Origin of the sequence: Microbacterium sp. Ru50, assembly GCF_002920555.1 — a bacterium.
Lineage (GTDB): Bacteria > Actinomycetota > Actinomycetes > Actinomycetales > Microbacteriaceae > Microbacterium > Microbacterium arborescens.
The window spans coordinates 1,932,144-1,950,555 of the sequence record NZ_PQSV01000001.1; the positions used below are offsets into that span (position 1 = coordinate 1,932,144).

Here is an 18,412-nt window from a genome sequence, read left to right on the forward strand (position 1 = left end):
GCGAACTCCGGTTACGACAGGTGTCGCCGGATGACGCGCGCCCTTGGCAGCGCCGAGGGTGAGGTCGACAGTGGGCTCATGTCTCACCGCATCCTTCTCGCCGTCGCTCTCGAGCGGGCCGGCTGGCACCCCGCCGCGTGGCGCGCCGCGGGCCTCTCGCCACGCGAGCTCACCACACCGCGTCACTGGACCGAGCAGGTACGCGTCCTCGACCGGGCGGGCGTCACCTTCGCGACCATCGAAGACGCGCTCACCCTGACCGATCGCTCCGAGAACGCCGACGCCCCCGACCCGCAGCGCCTGCACGGCCGCGTCGATGCGGTTCTGCTGGCCGCTGCGCTCGCGCCGCTCACCCACCGGATCGGCCTGATCCCGACGGTCACGACGACGCACACCGAGCCGTTCCATGTGGCCACCGGCATCCAGACGCTCGACTTCGCCAGCCGCGGCCGCGCGGGCGTCCGCCTCGTCGTCGGGGGGTCGGCAGCCGAGCGGGCGAACTTCGGGCGCCGCGACGAGATCGACCTCGAGACCGGGTTCCGCGAGGCGGGCGAGGTCGCCGACGCGATCGGACGCCTGTGGGACTCGTGGCAGGACGACGCGATCATCCGGGATGCCGCGAGCGGCCGATTCGTCGACGCCGACCGCATCCACAACATCGACTTCGCCGGTGAGTTCTTCTCGATCACCGGCGCGTCGATCGTGCCCCGCTCGCCCCAGGGCCGCCCGATCATCTCGGTGCTCGCGCACCAGACTGTGCCCTTCCGACTGGCTGCCGAGCACGCCGATGTCGTGTTCGTCACGCCCCACGACGAGGCCGCGGCCACCGGGATCCTCGCCGAGCTCGACGGCGCCGCCGCCGAGCTGCGCCGCTCTCCCGAGCGACTGCGCGTCTTCGCCGACGTGATCGTGCTGATCGAGGAGACATCGTCCGCCGCACGCGAAGCGCTCGCGCGGCTCGACGACCTCGCCGGAGCCGAGTTCCGCTCCGACGCGCGGATCATCGCCGGAACGCCGACCGAGGTCGCCGAGCACATCCGCGCCCTCGCCGAGACCGGGATCGACGGCGTGCGGCTGCGTCCCGCACGTCAGCCCGACGACGTCGTCGCGATCGCCGAGCGGCTCACCCCGCTGCTGCGCGCGACTCGCGTGCTGCAAGACGACGACGCGGGCACCCTGCGCGGCCGACTCGGCCTGCCGCGTCCCGCGAGCAGGTACGCCGCTCCCGCGCAAGACTCCGCGCCGGCACGAGAGAAGGTCGCCCTGTGAGCCGTTCACCCCGCCAGATCCACCTGGCCGCACACTTCCCCGGCGTGAACAGCACGACCGTCTGGACCGATCCCACGTCGGGCAGCCAGATCGACTTCGCGGCCTTCGAGTACTTCGCCCGCACCGCCGAGCGCGGCTTCTTCGACTACGTGTTCCTCGCCGAGGGCCTGCGGCTGCGCGAACACAAGGGCCGCGTGCACGAGCTCGACGTGCTCGGCCGCCCCAACACCCTCGCCGTCCTCGCGGCGCTCACGGCGGTCACCGACCACGTGGGTCTCGTCGGCACCCTGAGCACGACGTTCAACGAGCCGTACGAGCTCGCGCGTCAGCTCGCGACGCTCGACCACCTGTCCGGCGGCCGCGCCGGGTGGAACGCCGTGACGAGCTCCGACGCGTTCCACGGCGCGAACTTCCGCCGCGGCGGGTTCCTCGACCACGCCGACCGCTACGAGCGCGCGAAGGAGTTCGCCGCCCTGTCGAAAAAGCTCTGGGACTCATGGGACGAGGACGAGGCGCTGCCCCGCCGCATCCGCCACGCGGGTCCGCAGTTCGACGTCGACGCCCTCTTCGATGTTCCCCGCTCGCCGCAGGGGCGCCCGGTGATCGTGCAGGCCGGCGACTCCGCCGACGGGCGCGACTTCGGAGCCGAGCACGCCGAGGTGATCTTCTCGCTGCATCAGGACTTCGACGCGGCCCGCGTGTTCTACGACGACGTCAAGGGCCGCCTGGCCGCCTGGGGTCGTGACGAGGACTCGCTGAAGATCCTGCCCGCCGCGACGTTCGTCATCGGCGACACGGATGCCGAGGCGCGCGAGCGGTCGCGCGAGATCGCGCTTCAGCAGGTGCGGCCCGAGCAGGCACTGACCTACCTCGAGCAGGTCTGGGGTCGCGACCTCAGCGGCTACGACCCCGACGGCCCGCTGCCCGACGTCGAACCCGACACCGGGTCGGAGACGGCACGCGGCTGGGCCAACCGCCACAAGGCCGTGCAAGCGCGCATCGCCTCGTTGCGCGACCTGTCCGCGGCGGAGGGTCTGAGCGTGCGCGAGCTCGTCATCCGGCTGACGGCGAAGCACACGTTCGTCGGCACGCCCGAGCACATCGCGGGCGAGATCGACCGCTACGTGCAGGAGCGGGCGACCGACGGCTTCACCGTCGTCGGCCATCTGACGCCGAACGGGCTCGACGAGTTCGCCACCCGCATCGTCCCCCTCCTGCAGGAGCGCGGGTCGTACCGCGACTCGTACGGCGAGAGTGCGACGCTGCGCGACCTGCTCGGGCTGCCGGCCGCGGTTCCGGCCCCCGCATCCGTACCGGCGTGAGCGTCCACCGGCTCGTCTTCGTGGGCGCCGGCCCGCGCGCGATCATGCTCCTCGAGCGGATCATCGCGCAGTTCGGCGTCGCGGCGGGCACGGTGGACGCGCGCGCGGTCGGCGCTCCGCGCCTGCACGTCGAGCTGATCGACCCGCATCCGCCGGGCGGTGGCCGGATCTGGCGGCGAGCGCAGTCGCCGCTGCTGAAGCTCAATTCGATGGCGCGCGACGTGACGGTCTTCACCGACGACAGCTGCACGATCGACGGGCCGATCCGCCCGGGGCCCTCGCTCATCGACTGGGCCGAGCGCTGGCGCAGCGGCGAGCTGGCCGCGGCCGGCCTGGGCATCGAGATCGACGACGAGGTGGTGGCGGCCGAGGCGCGGGGGCTGCGCGGCGACAGCTTTCCCACGCGGCGCCTGCACAGCTACTACCTCGAATGGTTCTACCGACGCACGGTCACCGAGGCGCCCCCGGGCGTCACGGTGCGCTGGCGCCGCGACACGGTGGTGCAGGTGAGCGAGACGAACCGGGTCACGCTGGCGAACGGGCTCGAGCTCGACGCCGACGCGGTCGTCTACGCGGTCGGTCACAACGGACGTGAACCGGATGCCGCGACCGCCGGCCTCGTCGCCGAAGCGCGGCGCGAGCGGCTGCGGTACGTGCCGCCCGCCTTCACCGCCGACGCCGACCTGTCGGGTCTTGCTCCCGGAGAGGACGTAATCGTGCGCGGCATGGGGCTGGCTGCGGTCGACCTCGTCGTGCTGCTCACCCAGGGACGCGGCGGACAGTTCATCGACGACGGCGACGGGCTGCGGTACGTGCCGTCGGGAAGCGAGCCGCGCCTGCATCTCGGCTCGCGGCGCGGCGTGCCCTACCGCTCCAAGGTGTCGTCGACGCTGCGCGGCGATGCGCCCCAGCGCGAGGTGCTGACGCCCGAGGCCATCGATGCGCTGCTCGCGCGGCCCGGCGAGGTCGACTTCGAGGCGGACGTCTGGCCGCTCATCGCGGGCGAGCTGTTGCACGGCCACTACCGCGAGCTGTTCACCGGGCATCCCGATCGTGTCGTGGGCGACTGGCCGACCTTCCGCACGGTGCTGCAGTCCCACGCGTGGGACGACCCCGCCCTCCTCGCCGCGATCGCGGCGGCGGTCCCCGACCCCCTCGACCGTTTCGACGTCGCATCGCTGGATCGGCCGTTCGCCGACGCGACCTTCGACGACCGCGACGACGCGCACGAGCAGGTGCGCGCGCACATCGCCACCGACCTGCACCTGCGCACAACCCCGGAACGCAGCGCCGCACAGGGCGTCTTCCTCGCTGCGCTGCTGTCGTTCCTCGCGCTTGCCGAGATCCCCGCCGAGCGCTGGAACGAGCGGTCGCGCACGGACGCGTTGCCGGTGCGGTGGCACACCTTCTTCAGCTACGTCGCCAGCGGCCCGCCCCCGCATCGCCTCCGCGAGCTCCTGGCCCTCGCGGATGCGGGAGTCGTGCGGTTCCTCGGGCCGGGAGTCGACGTGCACATCGAACCGGGGCGCGGGTTCGTCGCCTCGAGCCCGCAGGTGCCGGACAGCGTCGTCGCTCGCAGTCTCGTCGACGCGTGGTTGCCGGGGCCGGGGGCCGCCGTCAGCGACAACCCGGTTCTCCGCGCACTCGCGGAACGGCAGGGCTCCGGACTGCGGGTCCTGACCGACGCGGACGGCCGGGTGCTGACGGCGGACGGGGCGCCGACGGCATCCGTGTTCGCGCTCGGCGCCTTCACGTCGCTTCCCGAGGGCGGCGCGTTCACCCGCCCGAACTCGAATGCCCTGTCGATCCGTCAGACCGACCGCACGGCCGGAGCGGTGCTCGCGGCACTGCTACCCCTGGTCCACCTCCCCTAACCCCCTATTCCGGGGGTCGAGTCGCCACATATTGCGGATGCGGGGGCGTCAGCATGCGCCTTTTCTGGCGAGTCGACGGCGTGTGGGAGGGCGGGGGCCTGGGACGCATGCCTCTCCTCCGCATCCCTTCCCCACGCGCGCCCCGCGCCGACCTGAAAGGCCCCGTCGAGTCGCCATCAACTGCGGATGCGGCGGGGCCAGGATCCGCAGTTGATGGCGAGTCGACGGCAGGGTGGGGAGACCTGGCCGGGGGTCAGGCTGAGACGGTGACCAGGACGCGCTGCCAGCCGCTCGAGCCGTCGGGGGCGATGGGGGCGCGCTCCTCGATCTGCGTGTCGCCGTTCTTGTTGACCGCGCGCACCTCGACGTAGTGGGTGCCCGCTTCGGCCTGCCACTCGAGCATCCACTGCACCCAGGTGTCGGCATTGATCGGGGTCGAGAGCGTCGCGGCCTGCCAGTCGCCGTCGTCGATGCGCACTTCGACGCGCTCGATGCCGACGGTCTGCGCCCACGCCATCCCGGCGATCGCGACGGTTCCCGCCGCCACCGGGGTACCCGTGCGCGGAGTGTCGATGCGGGAGGAGAACTTGATCGGAGCTTCGGCCGCGTATCCGCGCGGAGTCCAGTACGCCTCGTCGGCCTCGAACGTCGTGACCTTGAGCTCGGTGACCCACTTCGTCGCCGAGACGTAGCCGTACAGCCCGGGAACGACCATGCGCACCGGGAAACCGTGCTCGAGCGGAAGCGGCTCGCCGTTCATCTTCACGGCGAAGATCGCGTCGCGCGCATCGTCGGTCAGAGCTTCGAGCGGGGTGGACGCCGTGTAGCCGTCGACGCTCTTCGAGAGCACCATGTCGGCGCCGGACTGCGGGCCGGCCATGCGGAGGATGTCGCGGATCGGGACGCCCTGCCAGATCGCGTTACCCACCAGCCCGCCACCGACCTCGTTCGAGACGCAGGTGAGCGTCACGGCGTACTCGTCGAGGCCCATGCCGACGAGGTCGTCGAAGCTCAGCTCGACGCGTTGGTCGACCATGCCGTCGATGACGAGACGCCACGTGGTGGGGTCGACCGAGGGCACGGTGAGCGCCGTGTCGACGCGGTAGAAATCGGCGTTCGGGGTGATGAGCGGCGAGATGCCCTCGACCTCGAGCTCGGCGCCGTCGGGAATCGTGACGGTCGACCGCGGCTCGGGGATGCGCAGCTCGCGGCGCAGGGCGTCGACCGACGCGGACGTCGCGTTGAGCAGACGTGCGCCGACGCCGACGATGACCGCAGCGATGCCGACGCCTCCCGTCGCGACGAGGAACGAACGGCGACCGAGGCCGCGCTGCTCGGCGGCCGGTGCCGCGGGAGTGTCGGCATCAGCGGCATCCGCGGCGCCCGCCCAGCGCCGGAGGCGCGTGATGAGGAACACGAGGACGAGCACTCCGACGAGCGTCCCGACCACGGGCGGCACGAACGCGAGAGGACTGGCGCCGGTTCGGGTGATGATCGCCGCGGTCGAGATCACCCCGGCGAGGGCGATGACGATGACTCCGAAGGGCCGGACGAAGAACTGCAGGATGCCGGCGATCGCCGCGGCGATGACGACGGCGAGCGCGAGGCTGCCCAGCAGGACGATCTTGTCGGCCGAGCCGAAGGTCGCGATCGCGAACTCCTTGAGGGGTTGCGGCACGATGTCGATGACGAAGGCGCCCACCGCGAGGATCGGGCTGCTCTCGCGCGCGACGAGCAGCGCGATCAGCTCGGCGACCGCGAGGAAGGCGGCCGCGCTGACGACGCCGGCGAGTGCGCTCCAGAGGCCCCAGACCCAGCGACGGGTCTTCGCCTCGTTCGCGGATGCGGTCGATTTCGCCATCGCTGTCGCCTCTCGATCGGCAGATCACTCCTACCGTGCATAGTGTCTTCGTCGCCGAGCCCGCAACGGATGGAAATTCGGCGGTGTCGATGCCGCGAGAACGCACCGCCATCACGAGGACGCACCCTGCACCGTGCGTCTTCGCCGGGAGGGTGCGTTCTCGGCGATCGTGCCAGGGGGCTCGGGGCTACAGGGGCTTGGCGAAGCAGCGGGAGAACGCGTACTCGGTGTACGGGGCGTAGATCGGGATCGGGGTGTAGCCGAGGCGCTCGTACAGGACGACGGCGTCGTGCTGGCGGTCGCCGGTCTGCAGGATGACGCGTTCCGCGCCCCGGTCGCGGGCGATGCGTTCGAGCTCGGCGAGCAGTGCCCGGCTCGCGCCGAGACCGCGGGCCCGAGGGTGGACGTACACGCGCTTGATCTCGAGATCGCGGATGCCGTCGTGCTCGAGGTCGCGCAGCGCGCCGTGGCCGATTGCTTCGCCCGCGGCATCCGTCACGAGCACCGTCGCCACGATCGTCGCGGGATCGAGGGCGAACGCTCGTGCCGACCGAGCGGCGGCCTCGGGGTCGGTCTCGTCGAAGCGGTCGGCGTAGCGCGGGCCGACCTCGCGGTCCATCTCGGCGCGCAGGGCCTCGGCACGCGGGTCGTCGTAGTCGATGTGCTCGAACAGCCACGTCGTGGCCGAGGCGCCTGCAGGAGCGCGGGTTGCGGCGGCAGGCTCGGGCGCGAGGTCGTATCCGAACGCGAGCAGGTCGATGAAACGGCCCGGCTCGACCTCGATCCGACCCTCGCGCTCGGGCAGACGTGCGAAGCCGAGCTTGGCGTACAGGGCATGCGCCGCGGTCATCTCGGGTCCGCTGTTCATGACGACGCGGTGCGAACCGCGCTCGCGGGCCAGCTCGATCACGTGCCGCGTGAGCGCCTCGCCGACGCCCCGCCCCCGCGCCTCGGGTGCGACGGCGAGCTGACGGAAGTCGGTCTCGCCGGGCTGCGCGACCCCGGCGAGCGGGCGGTTGGGCCGAGCGACCCACACGGTCCCGAGGATCTCGGGCTCGGCAGCGGCATCCTCACTCCCGCCGGCGTCCACCGCCACCCACACATCTCCGCTCCGGACGCGCGCGGCGACGTCGCGCAACGAGGCGAGGTAGTGCTCCGAGAGTTCGCCGTAGCTGTGCTGGTAGGCGCGAGCGGTCAGCTCGCCCGCCCGAGCGAACTCCTCGGTGCGGACGAGCCGGATGGTGAGCGCTGTCGCGGTCGATGTCACGAGGTGACGCTACCTCTCACCGAGACCCGATCGCGACGCGGGCCCATTCATGACGCGGGGAGTCCGGGCGGGTTGATCTCGCTCGTCTCGACGCGCTCCGACTCGAGGCCCCAGGTCTCGAGGACCTCGTCGTACTGACCGCCCTCGATGATGGCGTTCAGTGCGATCGACACGGGCTCGATCAGGCCGTTGCCCTTCGCGGTCGCGGCGGCGATGTTGGCGGTCTGCGGCCAGCCGCCCGGCACCAGGCCGACGAGCTTCGTGTCGCCCGTCTCGCGGGCGGACCACGCCGCCGTGGCGTTGGGGCCGAAGGTGGCGTCGACGCGTCCCGACTGCAGCGCGAGCACCGCGGCTGCGTTGTCGTCGTAGTACTGCAGCTCGGCGGGAGCCTCGCCGGCGGCCTCGAGCTCCTCGTTCCAGGCGAGCAGCACCTGCTCCTGGTTCGTGCCCGAGCCGACGACGATCTTCAGACCGGAGATGTCGGCGGCCTGCTCGATCGTGTCGATGTCGCTGTCGGAGCGGACGTAGAAGCCGAGCAGGTCTTCGCGGTAGCTCGCGAAGTCGTAGAGCTCCTTGCGCTCCTCCGTGACCGTGACGTTCGAGGTGATGAGGTCGTACTTGCCCGACTGGATGCCGAGGGGCCAGTCGGCCCATGCGACGACCACGGGGTTGTACTCGAGGCCGAGCGCTTCGGCGATGAGCGATCCGATGTTGGGCTCGGTTCCGGCGGCCTCGGTCTCTCCCTCGGGGATGTAGCCGAGCGGCGGCAGGTAAGCGGAGTGGGCGACGGTCAGCTTCCCCTCTTCGACCGGCTCGAAACCGCTCGCTTCGAGGGCAGCGACGGCCTCGGCGACGGGCTCGTCGAGGTGCACCCAGTGGATGTCGTCGGTCGCGACGTTCGCCGTCGTCGGTGCGGGCGCGGCGGCCTCGGCCTCGGCAGGCCGGTTGAGGTTCACGGCGGTGACGATGCCGCCGACGATCGCCGCGACCGCGACGACGCCGAGTCCGGCGGCGATGCCCTGCTTCTTACTGATGGCCATGCTGTTGGGTCTCTCTCGAAAAGTGGGGTGCGGGTGGAGGGGTGGGATGGGATGTCAGGCGAGGACCTTCGCGAGGAACTCCTGCACGCGGGGGTGCTTCGGCGCGACGAGTACCTCGGCGGGCGGGCCCTGCTCGATGATCCGGCCGCCATCGAGGAAGACGACGCGGTCGGCGACCTCGCGGGCGAAGCCGATCTCGTGGGTGACGATGATGAGCGTCGTGCCGAGCTGTGCGAGGTCGCGGATGACGTCGAGCACCTCGCCGACGAGCTCGGGGTCGAGCGCGCTCGTCGGCTCGTCGAACAGGATCACCTTGGGCTTCAGAGCCAGCGCTCGCGCGATCGCGACGCGCTGCTGCTGCCCGCCGGAGAGCTGGCGCGGGTAGTGACCGGCCTTGTCGCCGAGTCCTACGCGGTCGAGCAGCCCGAGGGCGAGTTCGCGGGCGTCGTCCTTCGAGAGGCGCCCGAGCGCGATGGGCGCCTCGGTGACGTTCTCGAGGGCGGTCAGGTGGGGGAAGAGGTTGAAGTTCTGGAACACGATCCCGATCTGGGTGCGGCGTTCGAGCACGGCCTTCTCGCGCAGCTCGTAGAGCTTGCCGTTGCGCTGCTCGTACCCGATGAACTCGCCGTCGACCGTGACCGATCCGCGATCGACCGTCTCGAGGTGGTTGATGGTGCGCAGCAGCGTCGACTTGCCCGAGCCGCTCGCGCCGAGGATCGCGACGACCTCGCCCGGCTCGATTGTGAGGTCGATACCGCCGAGCACCTCGACCCCGGCGTAGCTCTTGTGCACATTGTGGATCTCGACGAGACCGCGGGTCATGACTCTCCTCCGGAAGTGGCGCGGCTGGTCGCGAGTGGGCGGGGTGCCGGCGCGTCGTCGCCGAGGCGGGCCCACTGCACGGCGATCCAGTGACGCGCACGCTGAACGGGCGTGGGCGGCAGAACCCGCACGGATCCCCGCGCGTAGTGACGCTCGATGTAGTACTGCAGGATGCTGAGCACCGTGGTGATGATCGTGTACCAGACCACCGCGACGAGCAGGAGCGGGATGACGCGGCTGTTGCGGTTGTAGATCACCTGCACCGCGTAGAACAGCTCGGGGATCGCGATCACGAACAGGACCGAGGTGCCCTTGACGAGCCCGATCACCTCGTTCGTGGCGTTGGGGATGATCGATCGCATGGCCTGCGGCAGCACGATGCGGCTGAGCCGCCGACGCGGCGGGATGCCGAGGGCGGCGGCCGCCTCGAGCTGGCCTTGGTCGACCGAGAGCAGGCCGCCGCGGATGATCTCGGCGGAGTAGGCCGCCTGGTGCAGGCTCAGGCCGAGCACGCCGGCCGCGAACGCGCTGATCAGCTGCACCGTCGGGAACTCGACGATCCAGAAGTCGGTTGTGAAGGGGGTGCCCAGTCCGAGCGTCGGATACAGGTAGCCGAGGTTGTACCAGACGACCAGCTGCACGACGAGGGGGACCGAGCGGAAGAACCAGATGAAGCCCCACGCCGCGGCGTTGAGCAGCGGCGACTTGGCGAGCCGAGCCAGCGCGAGCACCGTCCCGAGCAGGAATCCGATCGTCGCCGACACCGCCGTGTAGACGAGGGTGAGGCCGAGTCCCTGCAGCACCGGGTCGGAGAAGAAGTACTGCGCGAAGTAGTCCCACTCGTAGTTCTCGTTCGTCACGAGCGACCACAGGAACTGCGCGACGACGAACACGACGATCGCCGCGATCGCCCAGCGGAACCAGTGCCGTGTGCGGACGACGGGGATGTCGCCGAGGTCGACGCGCGGCGCGGTCGGCGTGGGGTCGCCGACGGCGCGCTCGACGCGCGAGACGGTGTCGGTCATGCGGATCTCCTCGGAACGGCGTGGATGCTGCGAATGCAGCGGATGCAGCGGATCGCACGACAGTAGAGCGGTGCGGGCGCCGGCGTCGCGGCATCCGCTCACACGGCGACACGCACGGAGACATGGCGTAATACGGGCGACTCGTCGGGGCGATAGCGTTCGCTCGTGATCCCGCTCGAGAACCTGCTGGCGTTCCTCCTCGCGGCCGTCGTCATCATCGTGATTCCGGGGCCGGGCGTGCTGTTCGTCATCGGCCGGTCGATCGCCCTCGGGCGTCGTGCCGGGGTGTTGAGCGTTCTCGGTAACGCGCTCGGGAACGTCCCTGCGCTGCTCGCAGTGGCGTTCGGGGTGGGCGCGATCGTCGCGTCGTCGGTCGTCGCGTTCACGGTCATCAAGCTCGCTGGGGCGGCGTATCTCGTGTGGCTCGGGGTGCAGGCGATCCGCCACCGTCGCGCGCCCGTTCGCGCGGCGTCGGATGCGCGTACCTCGCCCATTCGCCTGCTTGCTCAGGGTTTCGTCGTCGGCGTGACGAACCCGAAGACGATCGCGTTCTTCGTTGCGGCACTTCCGCAGTTCGTCGACCCGGCCGCCGGCCCGATCTGGATGCAGCTCCTCACGCTCGGCCTGATCTTCCAGGTGCTCGCCGTGGTGAGCGACAGCCTCTGGGCGCTCGCAGCAGGAACGGCACGCGCGTGGTTCGCGACCTCGCCGCGCCGCATGGCGACGCTCGCTGGCGCGGGCGGCGTGATGATGATCGGGCTCGGCGGAACCCTCGCGTTCGCGGGCGCGAAGAGCTGACGAAGTCGCGGGGCTCGCTCGTGCAGGCTGGGGCGCGCCCGTGGGCCTGCACGCACGCAGGGACATCATCCCGCATGCTGCGGGACGGTCCCGGATCGGCTGGCGCGGCTGGCGTCAGAAGGGTGCTGCTTCACCCGGCGGTGGCCCGCCGGTTGCGGCATCCGGTGGCGGATCGGCGGTGTCGATCGTGAAGCACACGGCCGGTATGGGTACGTCTTCGCGGTAGACCCGCCCGAGGGGTGAGGTCCATTCCAAGACCCCGCCGCCGACCTGCCGGACTTCCCACTTCGTGAACTGCTTCATCGAATGGTGTCGTTGGCAGAGGTGGGCGAGGTTGAAGATGTGGGTGTGCCCACCCAGGGCGTGATCGATCGTGTGGTCGAGTTCGCAGCGGATCGCGGCCCGCCGGCATCCGGGGAACCGGCAGTGCTGATCCCGCGCCATCAGGAGTTTCTTCATCGACACGGTGGGCCGGTAGGTGTCGATCTCGACCGGCGTGCGGGTGACGGGGTCGATGAAGAGTCGGTCCCACTCGGACACCTGCCCGGCGAGCTCGCGCGCCGTATCGGCATCGATCAGCGCACCCCCGACCGCTTCGGCGGGGTTCTCGTCACGCCCCATCAACGTCTCGGCGGTGACGGCGACTTGCACCCGTGCCCGGATCGCGCCGAGCCCACCAGCCCGGTCGGTCCCGTAGGTGGGGTCGACCACGGGTGCTCCGCCGAGGACGAGGTCGCCGAGGATGTCGGCGCGCAGTTGGTCCATCGTCCGCGTGTCGGCGAGCTCGTCCGCCCCGACGGCATCCGCCCCGGCACCCGCATCCGCACCCGCAGCCCGGGCGTCCTTCACGGACTGCCCCATCTGGGTGAGCCGGTCGAGCATGCCCACCGCGATCACGGTCGGGACCGTCGCGATGAGATCCGACATCCCGTCCGCCCCGTGTGAGACGCGCACGCACCGTCCTGCCGTGGCGTCGCGGTGCCGGTCGGTGAACGTGCGCTCGTGCAGCCTCTCAGCCAGGGCCCGCAGGGCCGGTTTCACCCGGGTCGCGATGTCACGCTCGCACACCGCGATCGCGGCGACCTCGAACTCGCCCCGCACCTCATCGGGCAGCCCGGTTCCCGCTTGAACGACCACGTCGACGTGGTCGCGGGTGATCCGCCGCCCCTCCCACGCCGCGAACACGGCCGGGTACTCGTCGACGACCGTCAGCGCATGATCGATGTCGGCCTGCAGGCGCCGGTCGGTCCGCCGGGCCAGGCCCGCCGCTTCGGCCGCGACCGACCGCAGCTCCATGTCCGACGCCATCCCGCGAACCCCATCACGCTGGGCCTCACGAAGCGCCGACCGCCCGAGCTCGGCCAGCGCGCGCACCGACGCGACCTCCGCGTAATGCACCAGCGCCAACGTCTCGCCGTAAGCGGCGATCGCGTGGGCGTGCGGCGAGACCTCCACCCCGTCCGAGCCACCACCCGTGTTCGCTGCCATGTTCCCATTGTGGCAGCAGGGTCAGACATTAGTATCGAACATAGCGACGAACTAAGAAGCCCGTCAGAGCGCGCCCCCTGGGGAGGAATCGCCGCTGGAGAATCGCGCAGCGAACGCCCTCGTCAGGGAACTCGCACGCCGGTGAAGTTCGTCCGCTGCCGCAGCTCGAATCCGAGCTTCTCGTACCCGGCGATCGCATTCACGTTCGACGCCGCGGCGTGCATCATCGCGCGGCCGCCCCGCTGCCGGATGTGGAAAGCGACATCCAGCACCAGCCGAGACGCCAGCCCCTGCCGCCGGTACGCCTCGTCGGTAGCGACAGCGCTGATCTCGGTCCACTCGCCCGGCTGCAGCCGCTCCCCGGCCATCGCGATCAGCCGGCCGTCACGCCGGATGCCGATGTACCGGCCGAGCAGGTAGGTGCGCGGGCGGAAGGGGCCGGGCCGATTGCGCTCGACGAGCGCGAGCATGTCGGCGACATCCGCCTCACCGAGCTCGACCGCCTCGTCGTCCGGCCTCGGGCGGAGGCGATCCGTCTCGACGAGCTGCACGCCTGCGCCGCCGAACGTACGGACCCAGCCCTCCGGCAGTTCCGGCGCAGAGGCAGCGACGCCCGCGGCATCCGCACGGTCGGGCGTGCTGATGCTGAACTCGTTGCCCGACCCCACCACGGTCGCGAGCGAGTCCCACACCGCGGGGTCGTCCCACGTGCGCACGCCCACGAAGCCGGCCACGTCGTCGGGGTACCGGCGGACGAGGTCGTCGCCGATGGCGAGGTGCGCATGCACCCCGGTCAGCGAGTGCCACGCGGCGTTATCGCGGACGTCGGAGACTCCCAGAGCAGGAGGGGTGGTGATGGTCATCGGATTCGTCCTCTCGCGCGCGCCGCGTGGTGCCTTCGTCGCGGTCGCCGAGGAACGCAACGCACGGGAGCGCAGATCCATGCCCGCGGATGCCGCACCGCGACGCTAGCCGTGACCGGACGCGACATCCCGGACCGCCGCCACATACGTTCACGAACGGCGGGCGAGCGATAGTGTGCCCTCGTGCAGAGCTCGAGGCAGGCGACGGTGTGGTCCGTTCTGCGGCTGGCGATGGCCGTCGTCATCCTGGCCGCCGTCATCACCCAGCTGACCGTGTCACTGACCCGAACCGCCGAGACCGGCGGCGACGTCGCGACAGTGTTCGCGAACTTCTTCAGCTTCTTCACGATCCTCTCGAACGTCATCGCGGCGGTGGTCCTTGCGACGGCGGGCGCCCGAGCGCTGATGCGGCCCGCCGAAGCCGCCGGCTCACTCGGGCTCTCCGCCGCGCTCACCTGCGCCACGGCGTACATGGTCATCACCGGAATCGTCTACAACGCACTCCTGCGCGGGATCACGCTCCCGCAGGGATCCGAGCCGGTGCCGTGGTCGAACGAGGTGCTGCACCTGATCGGCCCGATCTTCCTCGTGCTCGACCTGCTGATCGGCACCCGGCGCCGCGCCCTCCGCTGGCAGGTCGTCTGGGTCGTAGTCGCGTTCCCGCTGCTGTGGGTGGCCTACACGCTCGTCCGAGGCCCGCTCGTCACGAACCCCACGACGGGCGAGCCGTACTGGTACCCGTACCCGTTCCTGAATCCGAATGGCCCCGGCGGATGGGGGTCGGTCACGGCGTACGTCGTCGTCATCGCGATCGGCTTCGTCGCCGTCGGCTTCGGAGCGGTGTGGGTCACCCGCCGCCGCGGCCGCGCCGTGCCGACGAAGGCCACCAAGGCAGAGGCCGCCGCGACGGAAATCACCGCGGCAGAGTGAGGATCTCGGCCGCTCCGTCGGTGATGGCGATCGTGTGCTCGGTGTGAGCGGTGAGGCATCCGGTGGAGCTGCGGAGCGTCCACCCGTCCGCGTCGGTCACGAGGACGTTCGTGTCGGCCATGACCCACGGCTCGATCGCGATGAGGAGCCCCGGCCGCAGGATGTAGCCGCGCCCCGGCCGCCCGGTATTCGGGATGTGGAGGTCGCCGTGCATCACCGTCCCGATGCTGTGACCACCGAACTCGGTGTTGATGGAGTATCCGGCACCGGAGAGCACATTGCCGATCGCGCGCGAGATATCGCCCACCCGGTTGCCCGCGCGTGCGACCTCGATGCCCGCCGCCAGGGCGCGCTCGGTCGCGTCGATGAGGGCCGCCGCCCCCTCGGGACGTTTGCGCCCGACGATGAAGCTGATCGCGGCGTCGGCAGCGAGGCCGTCTTTGATGACCGCGAGATCGAGCGTCAGGAGGTCGCCATCGGCGAGACGGTAGTCATGCGGCATCCCGTGCAGCACCGCGTCATTGACGGCGGTGCAGATGTAGTGCCCGAAGGGTCCCCGCCCGAACGACGGCGCATAGTCGACGTAACAGGACGTCGCTCCGTTGTCGGCGATGAGCTCGCGCGTCCACTCGTCGATCTCGAGCAGGTTCGTGCCCACCTGCACCCGCGAGCGCAGGTCGCGAAGGATGCCGCCGACGATGGCTCCCGTCTCGCGGGCGCGGTCGACCTCGGGCGGTGTGAAGATCTCGATCATGATGCGCTCCTCCGGTATAAAAATACCGGTCAAACTATACCGATACGATGAGCGCATGATGGTTCGTCGCGCTCTCACCCCCGAAGCCGTCGAGCGCGGCCGGCGCCTGGGCGCCCACCTCCGGCGAGCGCGCGGCGACCGGTCGATCGCCGAGGTCGCGGCAGCCGCGGGGGTGTCTCCCGAGACGCTGCGCAAGATCGAGACGGGGCGGCTGGCGACCCCGTCGTTCGCGACCGTCGCCACCGTCGCCGCGAGCCTCGGCCTATCGCTCGACGCACTGGCCGCCGAGGCGCTGCTCGCAGACACCGCCCCTGCCACGATCTGATTGGTGACCGCCGGGCGTCCGGCCCCGCCTCGTCGAGGAGAAGCCGGACGCACGGGCGGGGTTGGCTCAGGCGCCGTCGCGCAGGTCGCGGAAGAAGGCGTCGACGTTGTTCCGGAGCGTCGCGATGCGACGATCGCGCGCCGCTGCGGCGTCGAACCCGAGGTAGGGCGGCGGGTCGAGCCGCCGGACGTTCCGCGAGCACTCGAATCCCGAGCACAGGAGCGTCCCGACGGTGTTTCCGGCACGACCGGCCTTGCCCGCCCGCTTCGCGGCGAAGAAGACGACCTCGTTGGGGAGGGTGACGTCGCAGCACCACGAGCACTGCGGACGCGTACGCGTGGCCTGGTCAGCCTGACGAAGCTGCAGGCCGACGGCCTCGCCGTCGATCTCGGCAACCACGAAACCGAGCAGCGGGGTCTTCGGGTCGCGCCATCCGTAATAGTCACGCGTCGACCAGTCGACATCGCCGAGATCGGCGGGGACGACGAGGGAGTTGCGCTCGCGGAGCGAGACGTTGATGAACGAGAAGCGGATAGCTTTGGCCGTGAGGGCGAACATGGAAGGGTCCTGTCTGAGTACGCGTTCGCGCACCACCGCCGCGTCGACGCCCGGAACGGGCAGCGAGCCGACGATCGTGAGCGGATCATCCCGGAACGACGGAGCCGTCGCCCGGGACCGGGAGAGCGCATCGCGGACGAGAGTCGACGCGACGCGCGCCGGATCAACCGGCGAGGAGGACGAAGGATGCCGCGCCTGTGCCACCGGCGCTGAGCGCGCCGGAGACCCCCTCACGCCCAGAGGGCATCGGCAGGCGGGCGGTACTCACGCGTCCAGGCTACTCCCTGCCCGCCCGGCCGTCACCGGCGATAGCATCCCCCCGTGACGACGAACGATCGGGGACGGCGCCTCGTCGAACGAGCCGGGGCCCGCCTGGAGGAGCATCATCCGTCGTTCGTGACCTCCCACCCCACGGCCCTCGGCCTGCTGTGGATGGTCGCCGTGGTCGCCCTGCTCGTCATCTGCGATCTGCTGGGCGGCCCGCACTGGCTGCGCGCGACCCTGACCCTCACCGCAGCACTGCCCCCGCTCGTGGCGACGCTCATCGTCCTGTCGCAGACACCGAGGTCGCACCTGGAGTACGAGCCGTCGATCCTGACCCACTTCTTCGCGCGGTTCCTCGCGCTCTTCAGCGCCTTCGTGTTCTGGCTGGGCTCGGTCGTGATCGGCGGAGCGATCGCCGTGCAGCTCGCCGACGAGAGCGGCACGAACATCGAGACCGCCTGGCTCGTCGCCGGCGACCTCTTCGCCCGCATCGTGCCTCCGGTGACCGTGCTGCTCTACTGCGTGCTGATCATCCGCTACGCGAGCTACCTCGTGCGTTTGCGCGGCTGGTCGGCTGTGCCCACGCGTCACCGCATCCCGGAGCATTTCCTGGCCGAGGCGCCGCGCACCCGGCAGATCGTGATCGGTCTCGCCCATCCGGGCCTCCTGCTGGCCTCGGGCCTGCTGTCGACGATCGTCGCGACCGCGCTCACGCTGCGTGCGGAGGCGCTGCTCTCCTGAGGCGGGAATACACCGCACGGACGATGCGACTCAGCCTGCGAGCGGATGCCGCGCCGCGGCGCGCTTCCTAGCGTTGCTGAAGTGAGCACCGTCATCCCTCGGTCGTCGATACTCCCCCTGTCCGCTGTCGCGGTCATCGCCGCGGCAGCGTTGCTCATCCCGTGGTGGGGCGTGAGCCTGAGTGTCCAGGTCACGCGCCGGGCGATGAACGCGGGACTCGCGCTTCCGGCGACCGCGTACCTGTCGGACGTGTTCCTGTCTCTTCTCGCCGTCGGAACGGTCGTCGCGTTGGCCGTCACGCTCCGCGGCGGCCCGCGGCGCCGCATCCTCTCGATCGCCGCAGCGGGCGGAGTGGTCATCGCCTACGCGACGAGCGAGATGGTCAAGGTGGCTCTGATGCAGGCCCGTCCGTGCACCCGCTGGACCGCGCTGACCGCGTGTGACGCGACGGGCTACTCCTTTCCCTCGAACCACTCGGTTCTGGCGATGGGCGCGGTCTGGGTCATCGCCGTCGCGGTGCACCGGGCGTGGGCGACCTGGACGGCGGTCGCAGCGGCGCTCATCGTGCTGTCGGGCCGGCTGTTCGAAGGTGCGCACTACCTGCACGATGTCGCGGCCGGGACTCTGCTCGGTCTCGCCGTGCCCGCGCTGCTGACGGCCATCGCGGTCGCCGCGACGCGAGAACCGCGGTCGGCGGGGGTCTCGCCGGCGTCGGCGCTCAGTCGATCGCCGCGCGGACCAGAGCCCGCACGCGACGCTCGACCTCGGGAGTGACCTCGACGATCGCGAACGACGTCGGCCACATCGACCCGTCGTCGAGCGTCGCCGTCTCGTCGAAGTTGAGGGTCGGGTAGCGGGTGTCGAACTTCGACTTGGGCTGGACGAAGATGACGACCTTGCCCGCCCGCGCGTATGCGGGGAACCCGTAGAACGTCTTCGGATCGAGGTCGGATGCCTCCTCCGACACGATCCGGTGGACCATGCGGGCGACCTCGCCGTCGATCCCCTCGAGCGCGTCGATCGCCTCCATGCAGGCCTCGAGCTCCTTCGCGAGCTTCGCGGCGCCCTTGAGACCTTTCGTCGAGCGGAGCTCTTCGGCCCGCTGCTTCATCGCGGCCTTCTCCTCGTCGGAGAACCCGGCCCCGCCCGCCGCGCTGTCAGCCATCGCCACCCCTTCCGCGGCCCGCGGCGCGGGCGTCACGGTCCGATCG

Annotated in this window: 18 protein-coding genes; 8 read left to right on the plus strand and 10 right to left on the minus strand. The window is 70.7% G+C overall.

All coding sequences use genetic code 11. From position 1 onward, the window contains the following. Window positions 1-78: 78 nt before the first annotated feature. Genes C3481_RS09050 through C3481_RS09060 form a run of 3 tightly spaced genes read left to right on the plus strand, consistent with a single transcriptional unit; the run spans window position 79 to window position 4,465 of the window. Complete coding sequence (locus C3481_RS09050) at window positions 79-1,269, plus strand: LLM class flavin-dependent oxidoreductase (RefSeq protein WP_103842115.1); 1,191 nt, start codon at window positions 79-81, stop codon at window positions 1,267-1,269. Then, window positions 1,266-2,591, plus strand: coding sequence for an NtaA/DmoA family FMN-dependent monooxygenase (locus tag C3481_RS09055; protein WP_103841737.1), 1,326 nt, complete (start codon window positions 1,266-1,268; stop codon window positions 2,589-2,591). Before C3481_RS09050 ends, C3481_RS09055 begins: the two co-directional genes overlap by 4 nt. Continuing rightward, window positions 2,588-4,465 carry an FAD/NAD(P)-binding domain-containing protein gene (locus tag C3481_RS09060; RefSeq protein ID WP_219817646.1) on the plus strand — a complete coding sequence of 626 codons (1,878 nt, stop codon included), beginning with the start codon at window positions 2,588-2,590 and terminating at the stop codon, window positions 4,463-4,465. Before C3481_RS09055 ends, C3481_RS09060 begins: the two co-directional genes overlap by 4 nt. A 253-nt stretch (window positions 4,466-4,718) precedes the next feature. Here the strand turns inward: C3481_RS09060 and C3481_RS09065 are convergent, their stop codons facing one another. From C3481_RS09065 to C3481_RS09090, 5 genes are all read right to left on the minus strand, one after another. Beyond that, complete coding sequence (locus tag C3481_RS09065) at window positions 4,719-6,326, minus strand: molybdopterin-dependent oxidoreductase (protein WP_071918787.1); 1,608 nt, start codon at window positions 6,324-6,326, stop codon at window positions 4,719-4,721. Between the two features lie 187 nt (window positions 6,327-6,513). Continuing rightward, on the minus strand, window positions 6,514-7,593 hold the full coding sequence (locus C3481_RS16630) for a GNAT family N-acetyltransferase (protein ID WP_219817647.1): 1,080 nt from the start codon (window positions 7,591-7,593) through the stop codon (window positions 6,514-6,516). Between the two features lie 47 nt (window positions 7,594-7,640). Further along, window positions 7,641-8,633: an ABC transporter substrate-binding protein gene (locus C3481_RS09080; RefSeq protein ID WP_103841739.1), complete on the minus strand. Its 993-nt coding sequence runs from the start codon at window positions 8,631-8,633 to the stop codon at window positions 7,641-7,643. A gap of 54 nt (window positions 8,634-8,687) precedes the next feature. Next, the gene (locus tag C3481_RS09085; protein ID WP_103841741.1) at window positions 8,688-9,455 is read right to left on the minus strand and encodes an amino acid ABC transporter ATP-binding protein; all 768 of its coding nucleotides are present in this window, start codon (window positions 9,453-9,455) and stop codon (window positions 8,688-8,690) included. Beyond that, window positions 9,452-10,480, minus strand: coding sequence for an amino acid ABC transporter permease (locus tag C3481_RS09090; RefSeq protein WP_103841743.1), 1,029 nt, complete (start codon window positions 10,478-10,480; stop codon window positions 9,452-9,454). The genes C3481_RS09085 and C3481_RS09090 overlap by 4 nt, the downstream gene beginning before the upstream one ends. 165 nt (window positions 10,481-10,645) lie before the next feature. Here C3481_RS09090 and C3481_RS09095 point away from each other — a divergent pair, with 165 nt between their 5' ends. Next, window positions 10,646-11,278, plus strand: a complete 633-nt coding sequence (locus C3481_RS09095) for a LysE family translocator (protein ID WP_103841745.1) — start codon at window positions 10,646-10,648, stop codon at window positions 11,276-11,278. A 114-nt stretch (window positions 11,279-11,392) separates the two neighbouring features. On the opposite strand, the gene C3481_RS16525 is transcribed toward C3481_RS09095, so the two are convergent. Beyond that, entirely contained in the window at window positions 11,393-12,766 is a 1,374-nt protein-coding gene (locus C3481_RS16525) for an HNH endonuclease signature motif containing protein (protein WP_181021897.1), read from the minus strand. Window positions 12,767-12,888: 122 nt separating this feature from the next. Beyond that, window positions 12,889-13,629, minus strand: coding sequence for a GNAT family N-acetyltransferase (locus C3481_RS09105; protein ID WP_071918791.1), 741 nt, complete (start codon window positions 13,627-13,629; stop codon window positions 12,889-12,891). A 183-nt stretch (window positions 13,630-13,812) separates the two neighbouring features. On the opposite strand from C3481_RS09105, the gene C3481_RS09110 reads away from it, so the two are divergent. Continuing rightward, a complete protein-coding gene (locus tag C3481_RS09110) occupies window positions 13,813-14,559 on the plus strand; it encodes a Pr6Pr family membrane protein (RefSeq protein WP_103841747.1) in 747 nt (248 codons plus the stop codon). Here the strand turns inward: C3481_RS09110 and map are convergent. After that, the gene (map, locus tag C3481_RS09115) at window positions 14,543-15,313 is read right to left on the minus strand and encodes a type I methionyl aminopeptidase (RefSeq protein WP_103841749.1); all 771 of its coding nucleotides are present in this window, start codon (window positions 15,311-15,313) and stop codon (window positions 14,543-14,545) included. The genes C3481_RS09110 and map overlap by 17 nt on opposite strands. 58 nt (window positions 15,314-15,371) lie before the next feature. On the opposite strand from map, the gene C3481_RS09120 reads away from it, so the two are divergent. Next, the gene (locus C3481_RS09120) at window positions 15,372-15,638 is read left to right on the plus strand and encodes a helix-turn-helix domain-containing protein (protein ID WP_103842121.1); all 267 of its coding nucleotides are present in this window, start codon (window positions 15,372-15,374) and stop codon (window positions 15,636-15,638) included. A 66-nt stretch (window positions 15,639-15,704) separates the two neighbouring features. Here C3481_RS09120 and C3481_RS09125 read toward each other — a convergent pair whose 3' ends face one another. Beyond that, entirely contained in the window at window positions 15,705-16,196 is a 492-nt protein-coding gene (locus C3481_RS09125; protein ID WP_103842124.1) for an FBP domain-containing protein, read from the minus strand. Window positions 16,197-16,517: 321 nt separating this feature from the next. On the opposite strand from C3481_RS09125, the gene C3481_RS09130 reads away from it, so the two are divergent. Further along, complete coding sequence (locus tag C3481_RS09130) at window positions 16,518-17,201, plus strand: hypothetical protein (RefSeq protein ID WP_088379717.1); 684 nt, start codon at window positions 16,518-16,520, stop codon at window positions 17,199-17,201. A gap of 81 nt (window positions 17,202-17,282) precedes the next feature. After that, window positions 17,283-17,975: a phosphatase PAP2 family protein gene (locus C3481_RS09135; protein WP_181021898.1), complete on the plus strand. Its 693-nt coding sequence runs from the start codon at window positions 17,283-17,285 to the stop codon at window positions 17,973-17,975. Here the strand turns inward: C3481_RS09135 and C3481_RS09140 are convergent. Further along, a complete protein-coding gene (locus tag C3481_RS09140; RefSeq protein ID WP_103841753.1) occupies window positions 17,920-18,366 on the minus strand; it encodes a hypothetical protein in 447 nt (148 codons plus the stop codon). The two genes, C3481_RS09135 and C3481_RS09140, sit on opposite strands and share 56 nt — an antisense overlap. Window positions 18,367-18,412: the final 46 nt, after the last annotated feature.

Bases quoted from the DNA above. Each gene is read 5' to 3' on its own strand.
- C3481_RS09120 (WP_103842121.1), top strand. From the start codon at position 15,372: ATGGTTCGTCGCGCTCTCACCCCCGAAGCCGTCGAGCGCGGCCGGCGC.
- map (WP_103841749.1), bottom strand. From the start codon at position 15,313: ATGATCGAGATCTTCACACCGCCCGAGGTCGACCGCGCCCGCGAGACG.
- C3481_RS09090 (WP_103841743.1), bottom strand. From the start codon at position 10,480: ATGACCGACACCGTCTCGCGCGTCGAGCGCGCCGTCGGCGACCCCACG.
- C3481_RS09080 (WP_103841739.1), bottom strand. From the start codon at position 8,633: ATGGCCATCAGTAAGAAGCAGGGCATCGCCGCCGGACTCGGCGTCGTC.
- C3481_RS09140 (WP_103841753.1), bottom strand. From the start codon at position 18,366: ATGGCTGACAGCGCGGCGGGCGGGGCCGGGTTCTCCGACGAGGAGAAG.
- C3481_RS09050 (WP_103842115.1), top strand. From the start codon at position 79: ATGTCTCACCGCATCCTTCTCGCCGTCGCTCTCGAGCGGGCCGGCTGG.
- C3481_RS09125 (WP_103842124.1), bottom strand. From the start codon at position 16,196: ATGTTCGCCCTCACGGCCAAAGCTATCCGCTTCTCGTTCATCAACGTC.
- C3481_RS09085 (WP_103841741.1), bottom strand. From the start codon at position 9,455: ATGACCCGCGGTCTCGTCGAGATCCACAATGTGCACAAGAGCTACGCC.
- C3481_RS09065 (WP_071918787.1), bottom strand. From the start codon at position 6,326: ATGGCGAAATCGACCGCATCCGCGAACGAGGCGAAGACCCGTCGCTGG.
- C3481_RS16525 (WP_181021897.1), bottom strand. From the start codon at position 12,766: ATGGCAGCGAACACGGGTGGTGGCTCGGACGGGGTGGAGGTCTCGCCG.
- C3481_RS09105 (WP_071918791.1), bottom strand. From the start codon at position 13,629: ATGACCATCACCACCCCTCCTGCTCTGGGAGTCTCCGACGTCCGCGAT.